Below are 14,115 nucleotides of genomic sequence, written 5' to 3'. Positions count from 1 at the left end.
AAGAGGATTGTGAGGTAACATTCATGAACAATAAGTGAGGTGCTTCAAAGATCTTCAGCGAACAAGAGATAAGACAGCTCGAGGCTAATCCAAATGTGAAAAAAGTGACGGACAAATCCATTACTTACACCCCGGAGTTCAAGCTGGAAGCGGTAAAGGCTTATGAAGCTGGAAAGATGCCGATGGATATTTTTCTTAGGGCAGGCTTTGACATAGATACCATTGGACGCAAAAAGCCAAAGAAAAACTTTCATCGTTGGCGAAATATCTATGCTGCTCATGGGGAGGCATCTCTTTTGGAGGAGCAACGCGGGAAAGGAGGGCAGACCGCAAGCAAGCAACTTGTCCACAGAAGAAAAACTGAAGCGTGCCGAAGCGCGCATCAAGTTGCTCGAAGCGGAGAATGACTTCCTAAAAAAGCTCGAAGCGCTCGAAGAGCAGAAGATGCAGAGGAAACGTTGACACCCTCCGAGCGCTATCAGATTATCAACCTTACAATCCGACAATATGACCTAAAGCGCATGACACACTACCTGTGCAAACTGTCTCACATCAGTGCGAGCGGATATTACCGCTGGCTTCATGCCGAGGAGAGACGCCAGTTGCAAGCTCGCGCAGATGAACATGACTTAGCGCTCATCAAGAAGCATCTTGATGCCCTACATGGGAGCGTAGGTGATTAAAATGAGGCTTGAACGGGAAAACGGTGTTGTTATGAACCACAAAAAGATCCGACGGATCATGCGAACGTACAAACTTGTGGCCACGATTCGACAAGCTAACCCATACCGTAAAATGGCCAAGGCGACTCAGGAACACCAGACATGTCCCAATCTGCTAGAACGTCAGTTTGACCAAGAGGAACCAGAAAAAGTATTGCTCACAGATATCACCTATTTACACTATGGTCACGGGCAGTGTGCCTACTTGTCTTGTGTGAAGGATGGGGCAACAAAGCAGATACTTGCTCACTATCTGTCACCTTCTCTGGAGCTCGTCTTGGTGGAGCGGACGCTGCAGTTGTTAATTGAACGGCTTGATGGCAATGTTCATCCTGAAGCTATCTTACACTCTGACCAAGGTATGCACTATACTCATCCCAAAATCCACCTCCTGGTCCGTAAAGCAGGCTTCAGGCAGTCCATGTCTCGGAAGGGAAATTGTTGGGACAATGCCTCTATGGAAACATTCTTCGGTCATATGAAGGATGATCTGGAATACAAATCGTGCGCAACCATTCAAGAATTACGGGCATACATCGATGACTACATTGCTTACTACAACTCAGGCCGCTACCAATGGGCATTAAAAAAGATGACTTCTGACGAATTCAGAAGTCATCTTTTGGCTGCCTAAGCGGAGGCTTTGTTCAAAGTGTCCTCAATTGGGGTCACAGTTCAGTTTAAGACAAGCGGTTCTATGATGACTATTAAAGAACCATCCATCCACCGCTGGTAGAATGAACTCGAGTCACTACACCTTTACCAGTAATGAATCTGATTCCCTGTGTTTGGTATTCAATAAATGGGAATTTAACTTCAATCATATCATATCTTCCTTGATTATCCACCAAAAAGTCTTCAAGATATCCCATTTGCCAGTAACCCGTATAAACCAAATCTTTGAGAACTTCCTTTTCGTTAGGAACCAAACTCGCCAGAATAGAGGCAATGCCTGCTGCCAAACTAGGTGCAGTGTATTTAAAAAACACAGCCCCCAATATAGAGAGCGAAGCACTTAACGCATCGGCCAAAGCATTAGTATTTTGCTCTACAAGACCCTTATCATAAATATTTCGTTGTGCTCTTTGCGTTTTTCTAACCTGATCCAAATTCAAAGTGAGGGTAGCAGCGTATTCTCTTGTAAATGCCATAATAATTATCTCCTTTTAATTAAATTTTTTTGTCTAATTAGACTTGAGAGCTGCGCGCTTTATTTGCTTCTCGTAATATAGGGAAAAAAAAGAAGTATTTTTACAACGCATTCGTACTTTTTTTATTTAAAGAATTCCTGTAGCCGAAGCGTACTTCTATTCTAAACAGAATGCCCGTCTTCCCTGGCCTACTTTCAAACAGTTTTAATCGATAAGCACGAGATGGAGCGTAACGGTTCATGATGTGTGTATGCCTTCTTTGATTTGGCCCACAGCTCTTACACTCCGTGGGCTACGTGAAACGAACGACAGGAACGTAGAGCGCCTTGGCCGGGACGCTCTCGCCCGGCCAAGGCGCTCTAGTTATCGGCGCCAGTAGCATGAGTCCTGATGCCTTCTTGGTCCTCATCCCTGGCTTTTTCCCTTCTACGCAGCTACAACACTTCAAATCCTTTTCTGCCGCTTGCTCTAATCCTCCCAATCCGGAAACTCCCCTTTGATTCAGGCGTCAACTTATTGGAAGAAGATATGAAGACCAAAATAGATAGTACAGCCAACAAAAGGATAGACATTTGCATACTTTAACTTGGAGCATTCAACCACCTTGGATAGAGCGGTCAACGCCATGTATAAGAAAATACCGGCAGATAGTGAAATGGCTATTCCTGAAATAGCTCCAAAACTTTCAAGTCTGCCAATAACTCCAGCAGCAACCACACTGACTTCTTAAAATTCACCAACATTCCTGAGAGAACGGAAATGGCTAGCAAGGCACTAGCAACAAGGACATATGCCATCAGGGGCTTACCTCTCCTTTCTCACTTTCTAAATCGAAAGTATGAACCACCTCAATAAACTTGACGGTTCAGGTCATCCCGGTTCTGAAAGCTGGTTTGGTGTAATCATTTTTTTATTTTGAGTTCAAATCCATAAATAATTTCCATCATGGCCTGCTTGTCATTTTCTTTAGCTTGTGCGATCAACTCATATAAATGAACTTGGCTCATTTTCGCCCTCCTGTTGAGCTGTTTTTAATGGCCTCAATCAAATTCCCCATCGTCTCACTCAGTACGTCTATTTTTTTCTCAAATCGAATAAGCAAATAAAAGGTTACTCCTATTGGAAATCCAACATTTGCAATAATTTGCACCCAAGATGGTACATCATCCATCTGATTCCCCTTCCCTTCTACTTATGGCTTCACGAAATTTTTTTAAGGCACCCTTCTTCGTTTTGGAGATGCTCTGCTGAGATACGCCTAATTGATTGGCAATTACTCTATCCTTCATATTCCGCACAATGGAGAGATTCAGCACTTCGCGTTCTCGCTTCGTCAGGTTGATAAACGCGGCATACAAAGACGGATCGCTAATCTGATTTTCCAGTTTTTCAAAGGAATGATCTGAATATTCAATGCTGTTTTCAGTGGGATGAGTCATGTAATCTAATTCATCCAGGATTAGCGAAAACCGTTCACTATGTTTCCGACTCTTCTTATCGAAATTGATTGAATTATGATGTAGTAAACTTGAAATATATCCGACAAATCTTTTTCCATATCTACCTGGCTATCTTCTGAATCTTCCAGAGAATCATTACGGAGCAAGTAGCATCCCCCCTTATAATATAAAGAGATGTGAGTGGAAAAAATACAACCTAACAGAATGTTTGTTCTTGATTAGTTATACCATTTATTATAACCTCAACCATATTAAACAAAATATATGTATTCTAGACGAATAGGTAAGATGTTCTCAAGAGAACATCTTACCTTCCAATTTTTCAACAGTTAACACCCAATATTTCAAACATTTCCTACTCATTTGAATTGATATCCAGGAAGGCTAATTGCTTCAGTGAACCTCACCAAACTTCGTCTAACTTTAAATGCTTGTACACCTGTAGTTCCAGAAAGGTGGGTATGGGAAAGTACAGCGGGGTTTCCTGTAAATTGTGCAATTTAGCTGATAATTTAACCTATTTCAAAAGTTCACTTTTATGCAAGCAATGTATACTCGATCTGAAGGGGAATGTAGGTGTTAGTCCCGTTCCTGTTCCTGCTGCTAAGGAACCTACGCATAAAGAAAATAAAGGAATTCGGCCTTCGTCACAACAAATGGTTGAAAGTCTACGGAAACTCATGCGTGAACATCCAAAAGCCAAGCAGGGTGAATACGTCAAATGGCTTGGCGTGTCACAGGGTCGTATATCTCAGCTAAAAAAATTATTATAGGATTAATTCGGATTTGAAGCAAACACCTTGATGATTGTGAGCTGTTCGGAGATCCCAATTCACTTGTTTTTCGAACAATCACACCATAAAAAAAGGCCCGGCATGTGGTGGTTCTCGTATTATTAGGTCAACCAGAAAAGTTTGGTTGGCCTATTTTAATGGGTGTCTCAGGAATAAAGGGCCATAGAAAAAATAGCGGACACCAGCAAAGATCAGAGCTACTACGATGATAAAGGCCACTCTCAATATGACGGCCTTATGTCTCATTGCAAAAATAAAAAAAACAGCGATTTTTGTGATTTTATGAAAATGCACTTGGTGTGTTCACGAAGAAGGATGCAAAATTAATAGAGAATTTAAGACAAAAGATAAGTAATTAGGCATATTTTAATATTTTTTTATAAGTCTATAATTATTGGAGGTAGTGATCTAACAATGCATTGATGTAGCTACGGAAAGTTTTTCAATAAGTTTGGTACCCATAATTATTTTATAAGGAGGATGTTACATGAAGTCAGATTTGATGAAAAAATGTGCAAATGTAATGCTGAGCAGCTCGTTGGCGCTGTCTTTATCGTTACCGTTATTAGGTCATGCGTATGCAGATGGAAGTTTACAGGTGAGTGATAACTTTGAACAAGGTGAAGCTCAAGGCTGGAAAGTAGATTCGGGGAACTGGTCTGTTGTCAAGGGAGGGGATGGCTTCACATACCAGCAATCTGGTCGAAGTGAAGGCCGTTCTGTTAAAGGCGATGCTTCCTGGACGAACTATAGTGTGCAAGCAGATGTGTATGTAGACGATTTTAACGGCTCCAACCGGGTGTATGTTGCAGGCAGATACACAGATGCCAAAAACTTCTATGCGGCTTCGCTGTACAACAAGAAGGGCGGGGCTCTGGAAATCCGTAAAAAGGTAAACGGTTCTATGAAGACACTGGCTACCAACAAAAAGTACAAGCTGGAAACAAATACGTGGTACAAAGTAAAGCTGGAGCTGTCTGGTTCGGAAATTAAGATGTACGTCAATGATAAACTGGAGTTGACTGCAAAAGACTCCAGCCTGACTGCGGGAGCTGTTGGCTTGGTAACCTCCAAGGCATCCGCCCAATTCGATAATGTGATTGTATCGGGTACTGCCTCTGGAGGGGGTACAACTACACCGTCTGCGAAACCGGAGCCAGGCAAAGATCAGCCAACTCCTGGTACGAATGACAACGCAACCTTCAAAAACAGCTATAATTTGACCGGCTTCTCGTATGGTAATACAGGCGGCGGTAACATTGCGGAAACCGATGCCAATTACAAAAAGGTTTACAACGCTGTGGATCTCCACGAAGCACTGAAAAAAGGCAGCAAAGTCAAGGTTATTGAGATTATGAACGATCTCGATCTCGGTTGGAATGAGATGCCAAGTGCTGCCAAGGCAAACCCTTTTAGTCCTCACAATGCTGTACAGACACATCCTGTGCTGAAGAAAACAGGCGTGAGCAAAATCTATATTCAAAACTTGAATGGAGTCACTATTTTCTCGGCCAAGGGCGCTAAAATCAAACATGCCGGCTTCGTCATTAAAAACTGCTCTAATTTGATTTTCCGTAACCTCGAATTTGACGAGCTTTGGGAGTGGGATGAAGCAACCAAAGGCAATTATGACAAAAATGATTGGGATTATATTACTGTCGAAGGTGCAAGCTCCAAAGTATGGATTGACCATTGCACATTCAACAAAGCCTATGACGGTTTGGTAGATGTGAAAAAAGGCAGTAACGGAGTTACTATTTCCTGGTCTCTGTTCAAAGGAGATGACCGCAGCCCCAACAGCTGGGTAACCCAACAAGTCAACGCCATGGAAGCAGACAAATCCTCCTACCCGATGTACGCTTATCTGAGAAGCAGTGCCGTAGGATTGAGTAAAGAAGATATCATTGATATTGCAGCAGGACAAAAGAAGGCGCATCTGGTGGGTGCTACGGAAATGGCAGCCGACAATCCGGATCTGGAAGTGACGCTGCATCATAATTACTATCTGGATATTCAGGACCGCATGCCACGTTTGCGTGGCGGTAATGCTCATGCCTATAACATCGTTATAGATGATGCCGGATTGGCCAGAGCCAAAAAAAGAATTACGTCCGACATGGCCAAAGCAATTTCTGCCAAAGGATACCATTTTGACGTCGTAGGCAACGGTGCGATTTCAACTGAAAATGGCGCGGTACTGCTTGAAAAATCGTATTTAATTGATGTATTTTCTCCAGTTCGCAATAATCAGAAAGATGCTAAAAAAGCCGACTATACAGGTAAAATCAAAGCAGAGGACGTCATCTTCTCGGATAAAGGCACCGTATTCAGAGGAGGCAGCGAAGAAGCAAACAGCCCGTTAGCTCCGTATCCTGCAAAGGCCATTGATTTCTCCTGGAATGGGTTCACAAAATTGCCATATAGCTATACAGCCGAAAATCCTGAAAACCTGGTTGCTCAATTGCAGGGCAAAGATGGAGCAGGTGCAGGCAAGCTGAATTGGTCCAAAGAAAACTGGCTCAAAACAGCATACAATGCAGCCGTTTCGAAAAATGTACAAGCGGTGGAAGATTCAGAATAAGCATTTAAGGATTTTGCAAAATCCTGATTCACGAAGAAGCAGCTAGGACAGATATGCTCTGTTCCTAGCTGCTTTTTCGTTAAGCGCATTTAGGCTGCAATCGGCATGTTTTTAACCGATAACAACAAACGAGGATACGCCAGGAGGTACCGTTCTAACCCGGAATAACGTTCCATCGTCTCTAAAGGTGCGCAGAATAAAAGTCTGGTTCGTAGGTGTGCGGACTCTGCTGAATCGGGCAGTACCAAAACTGTCGAAGCCTGCAGCTTGCACAAAGCTTCCATTTAGACGCCGGAGTGTAGCGAAAAATCCGGTTGTGTTAAAAGGTACACCGTCAGTGTTAGCCCAGATGACCGTAAATCGACGGAAGGTTTGTGTAGGACTCACATTGCGATATCTCGAAGCAGGAACCTTTCTGCCCGTAGATTTCAGCGTTTGTGGAGGACGAATGGCCACTTCAAATCAACTCCTTTTGTTGTGATGAGATATTAGATGCACACAAAGGAGTTTTAGACTGTGCCATAAACTACTTTTAAAAAATAGGTTTATATCGAACTCAAAATAGCACTACATGTACATTATAGTTCGATTTATGACCTCATCAGGCCCAATCGCGCCGCAGCGTGAAGAGTTCTCTCAATGCATCTGTCGACAGCTCGGTAATCCAGCCCTCGGTACTGGAAATGATTTGGTCGCTAAGCTGCTGCTTGCTCTCCAGCATTTCGTCAATGCGTTCCTCCAGTGTGCCCAGCGAGATGAATTTGTGCACCTGTACGTCCTTCGTTTGTCCCATCCGATAGGCGCGGTCTGTGGCCTGATTTTCGACAGCCGGATTCCACCAGCGGTCGAAGTGGAAGACATGGTTGGCCGCTGTCAGATTCAGTCCCACACCGCCAGCCTTGAGTGACAAAATAAATACAGACGGCTGTTCTTCAGGCGGCAGCGTGTGAGACTGGAATTGATCAATCATCCGATCGCGTGCAGTTTTGGACGTGCTGCCGTTCAGATAGAGCACAGGCTCTTGCAGTTCTTGAGCGAGTACCTGTTGAAGCATCCGTCCCATACCAATATATTGCGTGAAAATAAGGCAGCGCTCGCCTTCCGCCCGCAGTTCCTTAACCATGGACAGAATACGCTCAAGCTTGGATGAACGGCTGATAAGCGCTTCGAGCCCGGATGGACTATACCCGGAAGCATCGACATTCAGAGCCGCTTCCCTGGTCAAAAGGACTGGGTGATCACAAAGCTGCTTTAGCTGGGTAAGAGCGGACAGAATGGCTCCTTTTCGCTCAATGCCCTCCAGCTTCTGCATCCGTTCCATCAGCTCTTTGACAATCTGGTCATAGAGCGCTCCCTGCTCGGAGGTGAGGTGAATATAGGTTTTCATCTCATTTTTATCAGGCAAATCAAGCTGTATAGCCGGGTCTTTTTTCTTGCGCCGCAGCATGAAGGGCTGAACCAGCTTTTGCAAATCCATCGTGCGCTGCTCGTTATGTTCTTTCTCAATCGCATTCATGAACCGATTGCTGAAAGCGCGTGAGCTGCCCAAATAGCCGGGATTGATAAAATCATAAATAGACCATAGCTCGGACAGCCGATTCTCAATAGGTGTCCCGGTCAGTGCTATACGATGACGTGCAGGGAAGCTGCGAACGGCGGTGGATTGCTTGGTTTGCGCATTTTTAATGTTCTGTGCTTCATCCAGACAAATCGAATCCCAGGTCATGCCTTGGAGCAGCTCTTGATCAAGGGTTGCTGTCGCAAAGGAAGTTAGTATGACATCGGCTTGCCGGGCCTCTTCGCGGAACAAGTCCCCCTGCTCCCGCTTGCTTCCATAGTGCAGCAGGACCTTTAATGAAGGGGCGAAACGGCCAAGCTCCTTTTGCCAGTTGCCCAGCACCGAAGTCGGGCAAATCAGCAGGGAGCTGGAGCGGACGCCCGTCTCCGCGGCCATCTCCTGCAGATGCAGCAAATAGGCGATAAACTGCACCGTCTTGCCAAGCCCCATGTCATCTGCCAGGCAGGCGCCCAGTCCAAAGCGGCGCAAAAAGGCAAGCCACGCGTAGCCATCCCGCTGATAGGTCCGCAGCTCGGCTTGCAGCCCGTCCGGCGCGTCCAGTGCAGGCCACTCCGACTGCCGTCCAAGCTGGCTGATCAGCTTCAGCAGATGCGCGTTCAGCTCGACCTCCAGTCGGAAGCGTGCCGCATCCTCCGGCTGCCCGCCCGAGGCGTCGTCTTCAGGCTCATCGGCATTGCCGAGCAGGTGCAGCTGCAGGATGTCCTGAAAGGACAATCCCTGCGTGCTGTCGATCCCGGCCATGGCCCGGCGAATCTGCGCGAGCAGCGCGGGATCGAGCGCGATCCATTGCCCGCGGAAGCGCACCAGGCGCTCGTTGCGGGCCACCAGTTCGGCGAACTCGGACTCGCTTAGATCGGCATCGCCAATGGCCACGCGCCAGTCGAACTGGACAATCGAGTCCAGTCCGAACAGCGAGCTGCCCTTCGCGCCCGGTCCCGCGCCTTCGCCCGCGCGGACCTTGGCCCGCAGCTTCGGCTTCTTGCGGGTGGCTGCCTCCCACCAAGCCGGCAGCAGCACCTGCCAGCCGCCCTCCAGCAGATGCTGGCTGTCGGTCGTCAGGAATTGCCATGCCGCTTCATCGGTGAGCGGGCGATCCAGCACGTCATCGCGGCTTCCGGTGCGCAGCCCGGCTGGCAAAATGGCGCTCAAGCGCTCCAGCCATCCGGCTGAGCGCTCCCGCACTTGCGCCGTCCACGCATCGGGCCATAGGCCGGACGCGTATCCGTCATCAGCAAGCTGTACAGGCACCAGCCGTGTCGTGTCCTGCTTGTCCTGCAGCACAAGCTTGAGCTGCCAGGACGACTTGTCGTCCTCCGGCACTGGCTCCAGCAGCTGCAGCAGTGGGCGAAATGGCGCCGTATCCGCTTTCCAGCCGATGGCAACAAGCCATGCCTGTGCATCCAGACCTTCGGGCACCGAGCGCCTGGGGGCGAAGAGGATCGGATACTCTCTTCGCAAATCGGCGGCTTCCGCTTCGGTGCCATACCAGCGCTGGGATACAGCGGCCGAGAACGCCGCTGCGACTCCTTCGCGATCGTCCTTTTCCAAGCTATCCAGAAGCCGGGCAAGCTCTGTTAGATGGGCGCTCTCCGGCATTAATTCGGACTCAGAAGCCTCTGGTGCACCCTGTGCTCCCAGTGATTCCAGCGATTCCGAATCCCAAATCCATTGCAGCTTCCCTGCCTGAAATGCTGTGAAGCTGGGCACGTAGGCTTTCGCCTCAATGCAATGGGCTAGTAGAGGAATGGAGCGCAGCCAAGGGGCATGGGCCTCGTCCCAGATCCATTCGATATGCTCCAGCAGCTCGCCTTCTGCCAGAAAAGGAATCACTTGCTCCGAGGGAAGGACGATAATATCAGTGCCCTGAACGTGTTGCACCTCCAGCTCGGTTCCATAAAACGAAGCTTCATGCCAAGCAAACAAGCGCTGCTTTAACATTTGGCCGGAAATGCTATAGTTCATGGAGGAGTCCCCATAGATCAACGCGTCTCCATAAGTGGTCAATCGGATGTGTACCGTGATCGTTTCGGTATATTGGCTCATGATAACAATTTCCCTTTCCGCAGTTCCTCCTGTAGCGCCCGAAGGCGGCTGTGGCGGCTGGTGAAGTTGGTGAAAAACAGCTCCCAGCGCGGCTCTTGCTTCATTTTCTTGTATAGCTTGAACAGCCGTTTCAATAGCTTGACCGCTGCTTTATAGCCGGCTCTGTTTTTTTCCAGCACATATCGTTCTACCGCTTGATGATAGAAGGGGAGCAGCAGCTCCGGTGCGTTCTTCTCAATGGGCTGCACAACGCTTACGCGAAAACTCAATGGCTCGCTGCGTATACTTAGCTGATAGTCGATCCATTGTCGCCATTTTTCATGGGCAAGCAGTGTTTCTTCATACATTCCCCCGGCAAAAGGAAGCATGCTGACCAGCGTATCCCACATGTCCGCTTCTGCTTCTGGAAGGTGTTGCAATACCAGATTCCAATCATGCATATAATCTTGCAAATGATCGTCCCGATGACTGTGAAGTAACGGACCGATATGCCGTAGTCCATCCTTGAGACGCGTCCAGTCTTCGGCTTCACGCAATGCGTGTAAAAATAAAAGCAGCTGATTCGAAGAGATTTTCAATGGAAAAGCCTGTTCTGCCTCTTGGAGCAGCGTCCAAGCCGCAACATCCTGTGATTGATAAATATGCATCCAGCTTTGGGCCAGCATCCAGGGAAGTCGTGCCAAAGTCGCACCCAGCTCCTCCTCAGCCGCCTGTAAATGCTGTAATTCCTCTGCATATATGCCGGGAGTTGGCCGTTCGGGCCGCATCCAGCGGAGCCAAAACCAATAATACGCGTCTGAAAAATAAGTGCCATTACGCGATTCTGTCAGCATTTTGCGGCGCAAATAGGCCAAGGTCTCTGCCATACGGGCTTCTTGCTTCGGCTCGCCCGATAGTGCAAGCGGGCTCTCGAAATCACGCTCGATCGCTTCTTTAAGCTCATCTGCGGCAATTTGCGTGTAATATCCCATGTAGGAATGAGTGGGGTAGCCCGGCATCGAGGACTGAGGCACCAGCTTTTCCAGCACACGCAGATGGGCGTGCAGTCCATATAACTGTTGCATGCCGGGTAAAAGCGGCGGCTTCACAGCATAGATCGAGGCTAGGGCGCTTTGGACAAATTGGGAATTTTGAGTATTCACAGGGTTGAGGCCGATGCACTGATCGAACAGATCATGCCATTCTGAAATGGGCATGTCCGGTATCCGGCTGGCTGTTTTAGTAAGTGCGTTTCTGGTTGCTTCCTTGCGATCTAGTGACAAGCTTGACCGGGAAGGAGACGGGGGGCGTATGTCAGCTTTTGCAGCCAGCCGAGTAAAGCCTGCTGAACGAGCGTTCACCAATGCATGTACAGAGCGTTCCTGCTCATTCGCGTAATTCAGCAGTACAGCGATCATATGCTTGCAATTGGTATGAACCGGACACGTACATCTGCTGGCAGCAAAAGCGTTCAAGTGAAGATCTACCTCGTAGAGCTCGCTTCCATCCACCACAGCCGCAATTTGCTCGCCATCAGGCATGGCGAATTCCTTTACCCTTCCTTGCTTAAAATATTGAAAGCCTCGTTTGATCGTTACATCATTAAAATGGTCAGCGACGTTTTGGATAAGCTGCTGCCACTGTATATCATCCATAAGATAGGTTGGTTTCATATGCATTAGTCTCCTAAGAGAGAAATAGTCGTTTCGATTTTAACTTAGATTCTAGCTTAGATGGTAGCTTAACTCTTCTATTATATCAGTTCACGCACGGAAATTGAGGCGAAGGGAGCAGATGAAAAGTTTTCATGCGGGTTGACATGCCTTCTTCTCAAGCGTACGGTAAGGGGGCCAATGAGCAGGATATGTACGGAGTCGTGAAGCCGCTGTCGAAGGAGTTTATTATTATCGGCATTCGTGGAGATATCCCTATGGGCGGAGGATTTCAATATTATGAGCTGAATTATGAGCTGAAAAGCCTGGGTCATCCGCTGCGCGAGCAGTTTGACCGGGCTATTGAACGGCTTCAGGCGTTCGTACAATACGCTACCGGCCAATATCCGGTTGATCCTGACAAACGGTATTTCCTTGGTTTCAGTCAGGGAGCGATTTTGTCCATGTCACTTGCGCTCACGCTGGGCAATAAGTTGAAGGGAATTGTGGCACTGAACGGCTATGTGCCTGATTTTGTGAAGACAGAATATGCGCTGAAAAGCACAGAGGATGTATCCGTATTTATTTCTCACGGCGAATATGATTCCGTATTTCCGGTGAGCATCGGACATGAGACGGCAGCGTATTTCCAGACCCGGACACCTCAATGTACATTCAAAACATACCCGACCGACCACGGTGTTTCCCCTGATAACCAGCGGGATGTGCTCCAATGGCTGCGTGAGGATGCGGGAATCTCGTATTGATGGCAGTATATACGTATAGTAAAGTAAAGTAAAAAGCCCCTTACGTTGCAGCGTAAGAAGGCTTGAGTCAACAGCAAGGTTGGGGAGCAATCCCCTTCCTGCACCCTATCATCTTATGCTTATCTTACCCTCTTCATTCTCCGTTGTAAATTATATTTTACAAATTTGAGTAACTATAAAGGAGGCATCAGTATGCAAACTGTTACCCTTATCATCGCTGTGGTCGGTCTGGTTATATCACTGGCTGCTCTATCACAAGCTATCAAGAATAGGAGGTAATCGCTTTGGCAAGGAATGCGCTATCCTTTAGATTCCCGGAAGAGTTCGCTACGATGAAAGTCGAATGACATTATAAAATATCGAGTTATATACATTATGTTCTTCTAATAATATGGGAGGTGTATAAAATGCGATGGGAAGAAGTTAAAGAACGTTTTCCCAACGAATGGGTCGTATTTGAGGCAACTGGAGCCTATTCCAAGGATGGTCAGCGTGAGTATTGTTTTTTTCATACCTCTCGTGCCAAGGTTATAGCAAAAGAACGCTATGCTATGGAAGTACGACCAGGTACCTGTTAGAGTTCTAGAATAGCTGAAATTGCAAAGCCAATAAGGCTTTATTTACGTATGATAAACGAATTAAAAAAACTGGTGGAACAGGTCCACCAGCCAGCCAATTCATTCATTCTATAAGGAACCTCTTTTTGTAAACTCGCAAAAATGCTCCTCCAGCATGCTCAAAGAAAGCTCAGCAGTGGAGGCCACCACGATATCCGCACCCTGCATTTGTGAAGGTGTTCCTACACCAACCGCAAACATCCCGGCACCCTTGATCGCCTGAATTCCCGCCTGCGCGTCCTCTATGCCGACACAGTCTGCAGGCTGAACGCCCAGATTGGCAGCTCCGGTCAGGAAAATTTCCGGGTCCGGCTTGCCGTGCCGAATGGCGGTGACATCCACAACACTGTCAAAATAGCGCGTCAGCTCCAGCCGATCCAGGATAAACGCTGCATTTTTGCTGGCAGAGGCCAGCGCTATGCCGATCCCGGCGTCATGAAGCTCTGTCAGAAGCGATTTAATGCCCGGCAGTACGTCCGAGGGCGTTACAGCCGATATGAGCCGCTGGTACTCGGCGTTTTTTCGTGTGGCCAGCTCTTGCTTGTCTTCGTCTGTATACGCCTCGGACAGATTGCCGCGGGCCAGTATTTTGTCGAGCGATTCCGTACGGCTGATCCCTTTTAGCTGCTCATTAAATTCCCGGTCAAAAGGAATACCCAGCGCCGCCGCCAAGCTTCCCCATGCCTGGAAATGATATTCGGCGGTATCTGTAATGACTCCGTCCAGGTCAAAAATCACTGCCTTCATTTGGTTTCCCCCTGTCTCCTGGT

11 protein-coding genes and 1 pseudogene are annotated in these 14,115 nt (G+C 47.6%); 4 read left to right on the top strand and 8 right to left on the bottom strand.

All coding sequences use genetic code 11. The features are described from left to right. Positions 1-50: 50 nt before the first annotated feature. Positions 51-1,356: pseudogene (locus tag B4V02_RS23825) on the top strand (IS3 family transposase). Between the two features lie 73 nt (positions 1,357-1,429). On the opposite strand, the gene B4V02_RS23820 reads toward B4V02_RS23825, so the two are convergent. The 4 genes from B4V02_RS23820 to B4V02_RS23805 all read right to left on the bottom strand — a co-directional run bounded on the left by B4V02_RS23820 (position 1,430) and on the right by B4V02_RS23805 (position 3,381). Further along, entirely contained in the window at positions 1,430-1,873 is a 444-nt protein-coding gene (locus B4V02_RS23820; RefSeq protein WP_094156682.1) for a hypothetical protein, read from the bottom strand. 902 nt (positions 1,874-2,775) lie between these two features. Continuing rightward, entirely contained in the window at positions 2,776-2,880 is a 105-nt protein-coding gene (locus B4V02_RS27280; RefSeq protein WP_482811886.1) for a helix-turn-helix domain-containing protein, read from the bottom strand. Next, positions 2,877-3,044, bottom strand: a complete 168-nt coding sequence (locus B4V02_RS23810; protein WP_094156680.1) for a YvrJ family protein — start codon at positions 3,042-3,044, stop codon at positions 2,877-2,879. Before B4V02_RS23810 ends, B4V02_RS27280 begins: the two co-directional genes overlap by 4 nt. After that, positions 3,037-3,381, bottom strand: a complete 345-nt coding sequence (locus B4V02_RS23805; protein ID WP_244188571.1) for a sigma factor-like helix-turn-helix DNA-binding protein — start codon at positions 3,379-3,381, stop codon at positions 3,037-3,039. The genes B4V02_RS23810 and B4V02_RS23805 overlap by 8 nt, the downstream gene beginning before the upstream one ends. Before the next feature lie 1,233 nt (positions 3,382-4,614). On the opposite strand from B4V02_RS23805, the gene B4V02_RS23795 reads away from it, so the two are divergent. Next, positions 4,615-6,708, top strand: a complete 2,094-nt coding sequence (locus B4V02_RS23795) for a pectate lyase family protein (protein WP_094156677.1) — start codon at positions 4,615-4,617, stop codon at positions 6,706-6,708. A 111-nt stretch (positions 6,709-6,819) separates the two neighbouring features. Here B4V02_RS23795 and B4V02_RS23790 read toward each other — a convergent pair whose 3' ends face one another. The 3 genes from B4V02_RS23790 to B4V02_RS23780 all read right to left on the bottom strand — a co-directional run bounded on the left by B4V02_RS23790 (position 6,820) and on the right by B4V02_RS23780 (position 11,982). Further along, positions 6,820-7,164 (bottom strand): hypothetical protein, encoded by a 345-nt coding sequence (locus B4V02_RS23790; RefSeq protein ID WP_094156676.1) that lies wholly within the window; start codon positions 7,162-7,164, stop codon positions 6,820-6,822. A 145-nt stretch (positions 7,165-7,309) separates the two neighbouring features. Further along, positions 7,310-10,330, bottom strand: a complete 3,021-nt coding sequence (locus tag B4V02_RS23785) for a DEAD/DEAH box helicase (RefSeq protein WP_094156675.1) — start codon at positions 10,328-10,330, stop codon at positions 7,310-7,312. After that, on the bottom strand, positions 10,327-11,982 hold the full coding sequence (locus B4V02_RS23780) for an SWIM zinc finger family protein (protein WP_094156674.1): 1,656 nt from the start codon (positions 11,980-11,982) through the stop codon (positions 10,327-10,329). The genes B4V02_RS23785 and B4V02_RS23780 overlap by 4 nt, the downstream gene beginning before the upstream one ends. A gap of 134 nt (positions 11,983-12,116) precedes the next feature. Between B4V02_RS23780 and B4V02_RS23775 the strand changes: the two genes are divergently transcribed. Together B4V02_RS23775 and B4V02_RS26220 are read left to right on the top strand one after the other, a co-directional pair. Continuing rightward, the gene (locus B4V02_RS23775) at positions 12,117-12,728 is read left to right on the top strand and encodes an alpha/beta hydrolase (protein WP_094156673.1); all 612 of its coding nucleotides are present in this window, start codon (positions 12,117-12,119) and stop codon (positions 12,726-12,728) included. Positions 12,729-13,135: 407 nt separating this feature from the next. Next, positions 13,136-13,306: a hypothetical protein gene (locus tag B4V02_RS26220; RefSeq protein ID WP_167383784.1), complete on the top strand. Its 171-nt coding sequence runs from the start codon at positions 13,136-13,138 to the stop codon at positions 13,304-13,306. A gap of 108 nt (positions 13,307-13,414) precedes the next feature. On the opposite strand, the gene pgmB is transcribed toward B4V02_RS26220, so the two are convergent. Next, a complete protein-coding gene (gene pgmB / locus B4V02_RS23770) occupies positions 13,415-14,092 on the bottom strand; it encodes a beta-phosphoglucomutase (protein ID WP_094156672.1) in 678 nt (225 codons plus the stop codon). Positions 14,093-14,115 lie beyond the last annotated feature (23 nt).

The sequence above is a fragment of the Paenibacillus kribbensis genome (assembly GCF_002240415.1).
Classification (GTDB): Bacteria; Bacillota; Bacilli; order Paenibacillales; family Paenibacillaceae; genus Paenibacillus; species Paenibacillus kribbensis.
This window is presented reverse-complemented; position numbering and strand designations above follow the sequence as displayed.

What these genes read in the sequence shown, in the direction of transcription:
- B4V02_RS23795 (WP_094156677.1), top strand. Translation starts at nt 4,615, where the DNA reads ATGAAGTCAGATTTGATGAAAAAATGTGCAAATGTAATGCTGAGCAGC.
- B4V02_RS23780 (WP_094156674.1), bottom strand. Translation starts at nt 11,982, where the DNA reads ATGAAACCAACCTATCTTATGGATGATATACAGTGGCAGCAGCTTATC.
- B4V02_RS26220 (WP_167383784.1), top strand. Translation starts at nt 13,136, where the DNA reads ATGCGATGGGAAGAAGTTAAAGAACGTTTTCCCAACGAATGGGTCGTA.
- B4V02_RS23810 (WP_094156680.1), bottom strand. Translation starts at nt 3,044, where the DNA reads ATGGATGATGTACCATCTTGGGTGCAAATTATTGCAAATGTTGGATTT.
- B4V02_RS23785 (WP_094156675.1), bottom strand. Translation starts at nt 10,330, where the DNA reads ATGAGCCAATATACCGAAACGATCACGGTACACATCCGATTGACCACT.
- B4V02_RS23775 (WP_094156673.1), top strand. Translation starts at nt 12,117, where the DNA reads ATGCGGGTTGACATGCCTTCTTCTCAAGCGTACGGTAAGGGGGCCAAT.
- B4V02_RS27280 (WP_482811886.1), bottom strand. Translation starts at nt 2,880, where the DNA reads ATGAGCCAAGTTCATTTATATGAGTTGATCGCACAAGCTAAAGAAAAT.
- B4V02_RS23820 (WP_094156682.1), bottom strand. Translation starts at nt 1,873, where the DNA reads ATGGCATTTACAAGAGAATACGCTGCTACCCTCACTTTGAATTTGGAT.
- pgmB (WP_094156672.1), bottom strand. Translation starts at nt 14,092, where the DNA reads ATGAAGGCAGTGATTTTTGACCTGGACGGAGTCATTACAGATACCGCC.